This is a genomic window from Dyella sp. NPDC103356, assembly GCF_055584465.1.
In genome coordinates, this window is sequence record NZ_JBVJLZ010000009.1 from 92,163 (window position 1) to 102,339 (window position 10,177).

At 58.8% G+C, this 10,177-nt stretch carries 9 protein-coding genes; 5 read left to right on the forward strand and 4 right to left on the reverse strand.

The window, feature by feature from the left end:
- Positions 1-7: 7 nt before the first annotated feature.
- On the forward strand, positions 8-1,123 hold the full coding sequence (locus ACZ6WW_RS18965; RefSeq protein ID WP_465275579.1) for a glycoside hydrolase family 2: 1,116 nt from the start codon (positions 8-10) through the stop codon (positions 1,121-1,123).
- Positions 1,124-1,218: 95 nt separating this feature from the next.
- Here the strand turns inward: ACZ6WW_RS18965 and gnd are convergent, their stop codons facing one another.
- Both gnd and ACZ6WW_RS18975 read right to left on the reverse strand, forming a co-directional pair.
- Positions 1,219-2,124: a phosphogluconate dehydrogenase (NAD(+)-dependent, decarboxylating) gene (gene gnd, locus ACZ6WW_RS18970; protein WP_465275580.1), complete on the reverse strand. Its 906-nt coding sequence runs from the start codon at positions 2,122-2,124 to the stop codon at positions 1,219-1,221.
- Positions 2,125-2,277: 153 nt separating this feature from the next.
- Positions 2,278-3,144, reverse strand: coding sequence for a hypothetical protein (locus ACZ6WW_RS18975; RefSeq protein WP_465275581.1), 867 nt, complete (start codon positions 3,142-3,144; stop codon positions 2,278-2,280).
- 176 nt (positions 3,145-3,320) lie between these two features.
- Between ACZ6WW_RS18975 and ACZ6WW_RS18980 the strand changes: the two genes are divergently transcribed.
- The 4 genes from ACZ6WW_RS18980 (at position 3,321) to ACZ6WW_RS18995 (ending at position 7,051) form a co-directional block, all read left to right on the forward strand.
- Positions 3,321-3,953, forward strand: coding sequence for a hypothetical protein (locus tag ACZ6WW_RS18980; RefSeq protein WP_465275582.1), 633 nt, complete (start codon positions 3,321-3,323; stop codon positions 3,951-3,953).
- A 28-nt stretch (positions 3,954-3,981) separates the two neighbouring features.
- Positions 3,982-4,497: a hypothetical protein gene (locus tag ACZ6WW_RS18985; protein ID WP_465275583.1), complete on the forward strand. Its 516-nt coding sequence runs from the start codon at positions 3,982-3,984 to the stop codon at positions 4,495-4,497.
- Positions 4,498-4,601: 104 nt separating this feature from the next.
- Positions 4,602-6,563, forward strand: a complete 1,962-nt coding sequence (locus ACZ6WW_RS18990) for a hypothetical protein (protein WP_465275584.1) — start codon at positions 4,602-4,604, stop codon at positions 6,561-6,563.
- A gap of 77 nt (positions 6,564-6,640) precedes the next feature.
- Positions 6,641-7,051 carry a DUF3592 domain-containing protein gene (locus tag ACZ6WW_RS18995; RefSeq protein WP_465275585.1) on the forward strand — a complete coding sequence of 137 codons (411 nt, stop codon included), beginning with the start codon at positions 6,641-6,643 and terminating at the stop codon, positions 7,049-7,051.
- Between the two features lie 23 nt (positions 7,052-7,074).
- On the opposite strand, the gene ACZ6WW_RS19000 is transcribed toward ACZ6WW_RS18995, so the two are convergent.
- Complete coding sequence (locus ACZ6WW_RS19000; RefSeq protein ID WP_465275586.1) at positions 7,075-7,611, reverse strand: cytochrome b; 537 nt, start codon at positions 7,609-7,611, stop codon at positions 7,075-7,077.
- Positions 7,612-8,306: 695 nt separating this feature from the next.
- Positions 8,307-10,175: a hypothetical protein gene (locus ACZ6WW_RS19005; protein ID WP_465275587.1), complete on the reverse strand. Its 1,869-nt coding sequence runs from the start codon at positions 10,173-10,175 to the stop codon at positions 8,307-8,309.
- Between the last annotated feature and the right edge of the window lie 2 nt (positions 10,176-10,177).

Consider the following 10,177-nt stretch of genomic DNA (forward strand, 5'->3'; position numbering starts at 1 on the left):
ACGGGCAATGCCACAGTTTGACGACCGTAGCTGGGAACGGATCGATTTGACCCCATTGGCCGGTGCCCATGATGGCGATGTCGGTTTGTCAAACTATGTCCCCGGCTGGACGGCACGCGGACACACCGGTCGATGGGGGCATGCCTGGTACCGGATGCGTCTCCACTGGAGCGTGCCGGAAGGAATGCAGCCGGTACTGATTGGTCCCACGCTTGTCGATGACGCGTATGAGATTTTCTGGAACGGGAAAAAGATCGGTGGGGTTGGCGATTTCAGCGCCGATCCTCCACGTGCGTTTTCAACGCATCCCGTTCTTTATAAGTTGCCCGAATCCGCATCTTCCGGCGATGCGGTTGTCGCCATTCACGTCTACCTGCAGCAAAGTAACGTCAATGCGAGCGAAGCCGGCGGGGTGCACGTTGCTCCGATTCTGGCCGAATCGAATGCGGGCCATGCACGCCTGCTCGCGCAGTGGTGGCAGACCTTCTGGGGCTATGTCGTCGAGGTGATCGAGCCGGTGTTCCTGTTGGCCCTGGCTTTGTACGCCTTGTCGCTGCGACGTATTAGTCCGCCGGATCGATTTTGGACCAGGGTTGCCCTGGCCCTGGTCTCCATCGCTTTGCTTCGCTTCAATCAGGCGGTATCTGCCTGGACGGAGATCGAAAGCCTGAAAACATACGATGTCGTCAGATTGGTCGTGCTCGGGCCGCTTACTCTCGGCACCTGGGTTATCGCCTGGAACAGCTGGGTGTCTCCGCCCGATCGTCGGATCGATCGTTTCGCGCTGGCTCTTGCCGCACTTGCGGCGATCGCGGCCCTTGTCGGACAGCACGTTGAGATCGTCCGGGTGGCCAGCCGCCTGGCGCTGCTTGCGCTGTTTGTCTGGGTGGCATGGCATATCGTCAGGCATGGACGCGGGCGCACGCTTGCGTTGATAACCATGCTCACCACCGGTGTCGCGATGTTCGCCGAGGAGATCAATACGATCGGCGTGCCCGGAATCTGGTTTCCATTCGGCGTCGGCGTGTCGCGAAGCCAATACGCACTTTCAGTCGCCATCCCCCTGCTTGCCGTCCTGTTTCACTTTCGCGCGACAAGACGGCTTGCGGAACGCCATATCTGAAACAACCTCAACGTTCTCCGTCGCCCCGGCGAAGGCCAGGGCCCAGCGTCTTCAATACGTCAAAGCGCAAGGCCCCAGATTACGGGCAACACAGATCACTCACTCTTTATCGCATGCCCACCAAACTCGTTACGCATCGCCGACAACAACTTGTCGGTAAACGAATCGTCGTCGCGTGACCGCAGCCGTTCGATCAACGATTGCGTAATTATCGGTGCAGGTACATTGAGCGCAATCGCCTCATCCACGGTCCATCGCCCCTCGCCCGAATCGACTACATAAGGCGCAATGCCGCTCATGTTCGGGTTCTTCCCAAGCGCATCGGCGGTCAGATCCAGCAGCCACGAGCGCACCACGCTGCCGGTGCGCCATATCTCGGCCACTTGATGCAGATCGAGCGCAAACTCGCTCTTATGCTTGAGAATGGAAAAGCCTTCGGCGTAAGCCTGCATCATGCCGTACTCGATGCCGTTGTGAATCATCTTGGTGAAGTGGCCGGACCCCACCGGACCCACATGTCCCCAGCCCTGATCCTTGGCGGGTGCGAGCGCCTCGAACAGCGGCCGCGCACGCTCGACAGCCGCCTTCTCGCCACCAATCATCAGGCTATAGCCTTCGGTCAGGCCCCATATGCCGCCGCTGGTGCCGCAGTCGATATAGTCCATCTGTTTTTCGGCAAATATCTGCGCCCGGCGCATCGTGTCCTTGTAGTTCGAATTGCCGCCATCGATAACCGTGTCGCCGGCAGCCAACAGCGATAGAAGGTCTTTGAGGGTGTTGTCGGTGATATCCCCCGCAGGCACCATCAGCCACAGCGTGCGCGGAGCGGGCAGGGCCGCTACCAGCGCGGCCAGCGAATCGGCGGATGCCGCGCCCTTGGCTTCCAGCTCCTTGCGCGCCTGCGGATTAGGGTCGAAACCCACCACCTGATGCCCGCCGAGAGCGATGCGCTGAGCCATATTGGAACCCATGCGGCCGAGGCCGATCATGCCGAGTTTCATAAGATCTCCTGAAGCAAAATGAGGGACTATGTGACGCTACCGCGAACATTTTCCGCATGCAACGATAACGCCGCGTGACGGGCGGTCCCATTACACCGCTATGACGCGAGCCTACGCCAAGCTTCGTCCCTTATGTCGCAGCCCCATGAGCCATCAGTTTTCAACCTGTGCCGATTTCCCCATGGCCGCACCAATGCGTTCGACAAATTCGTTCTGTTTGACGTTTTCCTCGACCGGGCGGGAGGCGGCGAGCGATGTGGTAGCCATCGTAAAATCGATGATCAGCTTGTTGTACTCGTCCTGCAGTCGCTTCTGCTCGACCGGGTTCGTGGCGTGCAGGTAATCCTGGTACAGCTGGCGCAGCTTGAGTGAAGCTTCTTGCGTTTTCGTATCGGCGAAGGCGGGCAGGGGCGCAGCTGTCGTCACCGGCTTCGGCGGAGCGGGCTTGTGCAATCTGTTCTTTTCGAAGAAGTCCTGCTGCCCCGATCGCTTCTCGTAATAGGCCACGAAGTCGGGAGCAGTAAATATCTTGCGGAAGATATTGCCGCCGTTACCGGCGTCATAGCCTTCCAGCGAATCGGGAAACGGCTCGCGCACGCCGAAACGCCAAGCGTTATCGATAAACAGTCCATCGGTCAACTCGAAAGGTCCGTTGAACTTCACGCCATCCAGTTCAAAAGGACCGCCGCCCGCGGGAGCGAAGTTCTTCAATTTCGATGCGTCGGTGACGTAAGACTCGCTGACGATCACATAATCGCTCAAGCTCGGATTGATCAGCCCGCCCTTGCGGCCCGCATAGACAATGAACTTGATCTTTCCTGTGGCCGGCGCATCCATAATATGCTCGCCAGCCTTGAGCGAGACGTCCTTGGCCTGATGCGCAGGAATGTCGTAGGCAGAGCCGTCGATTTGCAGTTTGAGCGTTGCGTCGGTGGGATTGTCGATCGAGAAATCGATGGTGTTTGTACTGCAACCCGCAACCAATGCGAGGGTGGCGACAGAAATGAGGCGTATCTTCACGTGTCAGTCTTTGGCGAGAAACCTGCCATGATATGGGAAATCTATGCCGCCGCAATCGATAATATTGAGCGGTATGTGCTGACGCCCATGGAGTTAGGTATGTCTGGATTGTATGGCTCGGTTCCAGTCCAGGTTGGAATGATCGCGGAAGCATTAGAGCGTGGACGCCAATAATCATGCCTGTTAAGTCGACGACAACTAAAACACAGCGCCTCATTTATATGAGACAGGCTCAAGATGGTGCTCTATACAAGGGTATCTATACCGTTATTTTTTTGGCGGCAGCTACGGCTTTCGGGGCATTTCACTACAAACTCATGTGCATCATCGGTTCTGTGGCAGGCGTGTATTTTGCTTCCGGCGCTGCAATTGACTGGCTCGCCTATGTCAGGCATCGAAAGCATGTCTCCTTGGAGACGGCCGAGGTCGGCTCGTCTGCCATGCATGATTCTGACGAACCAGGCATGACTGTCAAAAGGATCGATCTTGGAACAGATGGGCTGATTACATTCAGCTACCCCGAAAAGATGCCGGAGATGGACAGGAAATGCGCTGAGCGGATGTATGAACTGATCTCAGGCGATACAGGCTCTTTCATTCGTAAGTTTGCGATATTTAAGGAAATTGGCGCAAACAAATACTCCGAGTACTCGGCATTCATCCTTGACTTAAAGATGCACTCGATCGAGGTGTTCAAGGGGGATGAGATAAATGGGTGTGTGGCATCGATTGCCTTTAAGGACGGCTTAAGCGAAATCTGGCGTGCGGAGTTCGTGCGAGGCGGGTTTTCAGATCTGATTTGGCAATGATGCTCCGGCCCGACTTGGTAGCGCTGATATGAAAAAGGAGCGACGTTGGCTTGTTGACGCCATTCGCAAAAAATTGATCCCGGAACTTTTAAACCGCGGCTTCGAAGTGGCTGCGCTATCGAAATCGGAAGATGATTCGGTTGACCGTGCCCTGGCTGCCAGCTTCCCTTTTGGGTTGCTTCGAAGGAAAACTGATCATGGGTTCGAGCAGATCGAGGTTGAGCTGATCACGCGCAGACGCGTTGCGACCCGCATGAACTTCGGTGTGGTCCCTTCGGGAGGTATTACAGGCATTGTGTGTCATGTCGAGGCACCGGAAGTCCTCGTGACATGGCTGGATAAGTACTTTGTATTGTGCGAGCGTCGACGATTCTTCAGACCGTTTTCTGTTCGTCGGCCATGGTGGTCTAAGCGAGAAGCCATCGAAGAAGATTACGGCTTGCTCGTTGATAAGGTCATTGCCCTGTTGCCAGAAGTCGATGACGCCTTGAGAAATCAGAAAGTGGGGCCGCACGTCAGGCGAGCAGGCGGCAGGTCATCGTAGAATGATCTATGGGTGTACGATACGACTCGCCAATTATGCTATGCAATAACTCACATAACATCTGACCAGGGAAGACCAACGTGGCCCGAGGCGGGAAGCCAGGCGTGTTTCGTAGAGCGCTGACCAGCAAGATCTTTCTTATAACCATGGCTGTCTTGCTGATAGTCGCGGCATCGCTCGGACGCTACGCACATGTAGCGAGGCAATTGACGCCAAATCCAAGCAACCATGTACACACACTCATTTATCTTCAGCGCAGCCATGATGAAATGGTTCAGCAGGTCAATTATTACCTGATACCCGCGCCGTCGGCGCAGGTGCGCGATGCGCTCAAAAGCAGCTTGCAAGCTGACGGCTACCAATGGAACGACGACAGTGCCCCGTTGTGGAGCATGGATTCGGCCTGGGTGGACATCAGCATGCGCAACCGTCCCGAGGTCGCGTCGATACTTCAGCATGAGGCGGCGGCAAAGGCCGCGCCGCTGTTGGACAACGCGTTGTCGCAAGGCGTGCTGACCGCTGAAGAGCGGGCTCACTTTGAAGAAGCCCTCGCCGGCCAGAACGAGTTCGAGCGCGATAGCCTGAAGAACCTGCCTTTCTTCGCCCAACAGATCGAGCGTTGGCGGTTTGGCAGCACGCGCCTCGACCGATTTGCGCGCTATGACCAGCAGGGCGGCGTCATGGATGTGTCGCCGATGTTCAACCGGACGCCGATGGCGCTGGTGTGGTTTACCGGCAGCAAGTCGATTGTCCGGCACCAGCTTCACCTTTTCGGCTGCATGACCGGAGTGACCTGTTTTCCGTCGCCAGGCATCGATCGTAAGGAGGATGCCGTCCAATACATCGACACGGACCTCGATAATCGCCTGCACGCCGTCGCCACGACCCTGCATGCGCTTGGCGAAAGCGACGCCGATGCACGCATGCATGTGCTGATTCGTGACCTGCCCGGCCGACAGAAGCCCGATGAAGTTCGCGACACGGCGGCCGCACCGAACGGAAGTTTGATGGTCTACGATCTACCCGCTGACGAAGAAGATCTGCGGCGTTACGACAACGACGCATGGCGATTGTTGCCGTTGCCCGATGGCAGCGTACTGGCAGCCGGCCAGCAGTCGCGCCGTTATGTCGTGCAGCATGATGCGGTAGTGCATACCGATGAACCGCCCAGTTATGTCGGCCGGGCCGGTCCAAGAGTGGATGCCTATGGCGTTGTCTGGGGGTTCAAGGACGATGGGCAAATGACGCGGCTTGTCGCCTGGTCGCCCGGGCAAAACAAGGCCACCTCGACACCGTTGCCCATGCTGGGTGCCGACCAGCTCCTGGATAACTGGACACTCACGCCTGACGGCAGCGTAGCGTTGCTTATCGGCGGCGAGTTTTACGTCACCTCCGGCAAGCCGGGTGAACTGAAAAGCACGGCATGGAACAGCGAACTGCGTCGCGATGTCTCCGACAGCCTGGAGCACGCCTTGCCCTGGCTCTGGAGTCCGACCATTCATTTCAACGACGGCCTGTTCTGGTGGACGGATCGCGATGCTTACGGCGTGTCTCCACGCACAGGTAAGGTGGTCGCCAATATAAAGACTTCGGTCGATAGCGCCTTCTTCGGCAGCCGTGACGCAGGGTGGGCCATCGCATTGGCAAATTTACCGACCGGCGAAGGGCCGGTGTTACGCGTGATCGACCTGTCGACCGGCCAGACTCGCGGCAATTGGCGAACTCCTGGCGTTTCCTATATGGCCGGTGCTGCTCGTACAGCCCATGGACGCTTGCTGACCATAGGAAGTACCTCGCCGGGTGTCCCGGTTACCGTTTTCGATATGAAGGCAGGCAAGCCCCTGGTGAATCTGTTGCTGCCGCAAGGCTACGCCTTGACGGCTGCGGCATTCAGCTGGCAAGGCGACAAGCTTTGGCTCTATCTGGAAGAAGAGGGCGCTCCCTCGCGCCGCAAATTGGCTGTATGGAACGTGCCAGCCGAATACATGGATGCGACCTCGCCCGACGCACAACCTGACCAGCTGCGCTGCGAATACCCGATCGATGCCTGCAAACGGGAAGGCTGATAACTGCGCCTGCCGTCATGCCACCATGTGCCACTCTTCACTGGCCACTAACCGCCTGATTTCCACGGAACGCAGTCATGAAGGCCACTCCCGGCTACCTACTTTTCTTCGGTTGTGTTGGCGCGATTTTCCTCGTTGCCTGCGGTTTCACCGGTCTGCATACCTGGCGATTCATCCACACGGCAAGCCACGCCACAGGAAAGGTCACGCGCCAGAACCACGGTTGCGCCCATGTCGAGATTCACTTTGAAACTGCAGCCGATGCGGCGGTCGACTACCCCCAAAATGGTGCGATCTGCCTTCAGGCCGGACAGGAAGTGCAGGTCTTGTACGATCCTTCGTTGCCGAAACTGACGGCAACGGTCGATAGCTTCGGCGCGCTGTGGGGCGCTACCTTCTGGGCCGGCGGGCTGGGTATCGCTTTTCTGGCCGGCGCGATTTTCATGCGCGCCGGTTCCCGTTTCATCTATCTCAAACCCGGCCGGTAGCAGCCCTGTCGGTCCATAGCGCCTTATGCGCGCAACATGCGCTGGAGAACGCCATCGCGATCGATAAGCCGGTGTTTCAGAGCGGCACCTATATGGCCGACCACGAGAATGCAGAAGACCCAGACCAGGCACACATGCAGGGTGTCAGTGAGCAAGCGCAAGGGCTCGTTCTTGCCCAGCACAACCGGCAGGAAGCCGATTCCGAAGAAACTCACCGGATGCCCGCCCGCCATGCGATGCAGGTAACCGGTAAGAGGCACGAGAAACATCAACGAATACAGTAACCAGTGCAGGGCATGCGCAACCGTTTGCTGCCACGATGGAATGCTTGCTGGAAGTGCGGGTGGCTTATGGGTGATTCGCCACAGCAGACGAAGCACGGCCAGCATGAAAATCAGACTGCCAATCGAGGCGTGATAGAACAGCACCGCGTCATGGCCTGGAGCGCTCTTTGGAAAGCTCTCCATAAAGATGCCGAGCCCGACGTTAAGAAAAATCAGCAGCGCAATCAGCCAATGTATGGCGATGGCGACCTTCGTGTAAGACGCTGACTGTGACATTGGAACGGCGTATGACGCTTGTACAGATACGGACATGATGGAAACCTCTGAAGCGGGGCACGGAAGGAGTGCTCACGAGAGGCAATACCATCCAGGATCAACATTTATTCCCGCGGGGGCGACGAATCGCCGTCAGACGATCGGCTATGGCCGTGCGTCTCCAATGACGGGGTGCTGGCCGGCGCGGACGTGTGCGTGCCCATGGAGGGCGACGTCCGGCGAGGGAAACGGAGCCCGCCGAGGGCGGACGGAAAAAACGCCCGGGTGAGCCCAACCAGAATCGCCAAGGTGGCAGCCACGGCCAACGCGATCCAGATACCCAGCATCAGCAACAGAAATATCGAGAGAATGATGCCCGCCAAGGCAACGCCCATGAGGCGACTTCGCCAGGTCGATCCGGCGCCTGCTTGGATGTGGATGACAACGCGTTTCATGATCCGGGGTACGAAGCTCTCGACACTAAACCGCAAATGACAGCCTATCTTGTGGGAGCGACTTCAGGACACTTCGAAACCCTTTCCTATCCGTCGTCCCGGCGAACGCCGGGACCCAGTGCCTTACGCTCCAGCGTGCTGAAGACGCTGGGCCCCGGCGTTCGCCGGGGCGACGATGAAGACGGAGGTTTCTCAAGGTGCCCAGAAGCCGCTCCCGCAATGAAGATGTTTGCTTATCTCAATGCCCATCATCATCGGCCTTTATGGGCCGGCATTTTGTGGCGTGACCGACACCAGACTATCAAAGGCTAGTCCGCTGGTTTCCTCGCCGCGGCCGGTCTGCTTGCGTACGCCGAGCCAGACATAGGTCGTGCCGCCGTTCCAGCGTGTCCGCCGGAAACGTTCCGTCAGGATGGCGCCAGCCCGTGGGACTTCCTCTTCATGCACAAAATAGGGCTGCGGTGGCGTGACGTCCAGCCCTTGGCGCACGAGCGTGGTGCGCGGCGGTACTTTGACCGGCGGGTTCGGATCGCCATCGATGATCCGTAGCATGCGGCTGCGTTGAAGCTGGATCTGCCGGTTGGAGCCGTCCACATGCACGGGTGCGAACGGAATCCAATGCTCGGGCACGCTGCTCATCGCGCGATAGGCAATTGGTGCGGCATAGGCGGCAGGCGGCGGTGTGGCGGTAGTGATCAACTGTTGCTGATAGAGCAAAGTCTCACGCGCCTCGTCTTTGCCCGAGCGCCCTTGTCCGGCAACGGCGGGGATGGTCCGCTCGATCGCCCAGACCATGTTGGCCACTTCGTCCCGAGCGAACTCGACCATCTCCATGGGATCGCCGTCGAAGGTGGTCGCCGTCGACGGAGGAATCAGCAGACTGGTATCGGCCATGCCTTGCGCGGGTGGCGCCGAGCTGAGCTGGAACATCGACCAGCGATGCCAGTTGTCCCGGCTTCCCGTGCCGGCGGCGATGATCCAGAAGCGCTCGCCGAACACATTCGTCACCGTCAGGCCCTCGATGCGCGCAAGCTCGCCGACGGGCAGCCGGCACGGCAGCATGAACCAATCGTTGGCGTAGATCAGGCCGAACTCCATCAGCAGCAACTGAGCCACATCGGTGGTGGATGGCGACACGCTGCCGAAATCGGTCTTGCGATCTTCCAGCGCCCACCAGCGCGGGTCGGGCATGCCCTGGAAGGTGACCGGCGTGGGAATGAAGGGCGTAACGGTCACCTGTTCGACGGCAGTGGGCGCCGGTGTCACTTGCCCCAGTCCGCCCGCGGGCGTGGAGCGATCGAACGCGTACCAATCAAGATGACCCTGCGCGTACTCGCTGGCTGCAAGCACGACTTCCTGCCCAGCCTGTGTGGCTGAGCAGGCAAGCTGATATTCAAGGTAATCGGGCTGCCACGCGCTCTGGCCGGTTTCCTGCAGATACTGTGCGCGGTACCAGGCAACGAACTGCGCACCAAGATTGTCCAGCGCGGACTGGTCGCCGGGCGACGATAACGTGATGCCATCGGACGCGTGCTGGGCGGGATTGGCTGTCAGGTAGACATACAGGTTGCCGCCATCGATGCAGCGCCCCGCCAGTGCCGCGTATTGCTGCCAGCCCTGGCGATGGGCATAGACATAGTCGCCAAGCGTGTCCTGTGTGGGTAACTGGAAGGGATAGCGTGCAAGGTATTGCGGTGTATACGCCGAAAGCCCAGCACCATCCAGCAGCTTGCGCCATTGACGCCCCAACTGCGCACGCAAGTCCAGCCGCATCGCCTTGCTATCCCACTGCAGGGCGATGGGGAGTTGCTCGGTTCGCGCCTCCATGGGGAGGCTGCCGTCATAGGCTTCGACGGGGCCGCCTGCCGCCTGGTATTTCGTGACGGGCGACGTGCGCATTCGCACTTTTGCCGAGACCGGCGAGCCGGCATCGTCCGCGCGAAATTCACCGATCTGCCATTGCTTGGTAAGCATCCAGAGCGCGTCGCGCACTTCAGCCTTGAGCGCGCGATCGAAGTTGGAAGTGCGTGGCCGGCCCTCGAGGCGATTCCATACCGTGATCGTGGGATACAGGCGCTGCGCCAATGCCTGGGACAGATCCGCGACCGTGTATTTCTCCGGAATGGTCATCG

Excerpts from the sequence above, each read along its gene's own strand:
- ACZ6WW_RS18965 (WP_465275579.1), top strand. The coding sequence starts at position 8 with ATGCCACAGTTTGACGACCGTAGCTGGGAACGGATCGATTTGACCCCA.
- gnd (WP_465275580.1), bottom strand. The coding sequence starts at position 2,124 with ATGAAACTCGGCATGATCGGCCTCGGCCGCATGGGTTCCAATATGGCT.
- ACZ6WW_RS18980 (WP_465275582.1), top strand. The coding sequence starts at position 3,321 with ATGCCTGTTAAGTCGACGACAACTAAAACACAGCGCCTCATTTATATG.
- ACZ6WW_RS18985 (WP_465275583.1), top strand. The coding sequence starts at position 3,982 with ATGAAAAAGGAGCGACGTTGGCTTGTTGACGCCATTCGCAAAAAATTG.
- ACZ6WW_RS18995 (WP_465275585.1), top strand. The coding sequence starts at position 6,641 with ATGAAGGCCACTCCCGGCTACCTACTTTTCTTCGGTTGTGTTGGCGCG.
- ACZ6WW_RS19000 (WP_465275586.1), bottom strand. The coding sequence starts at position 7,611 with ATGTCACAGTCAGCGTCTTACACGAAGGTCGCCATCGCCATACATTGG.
- ACZ6WW_RS19005 (WP_465275587.1), bottom strand. The coding sequence starts at position 10,175 with ATGACCATTCCGGAGAAATACACGGTCGCGGATCTGTCCCAGGCATTG.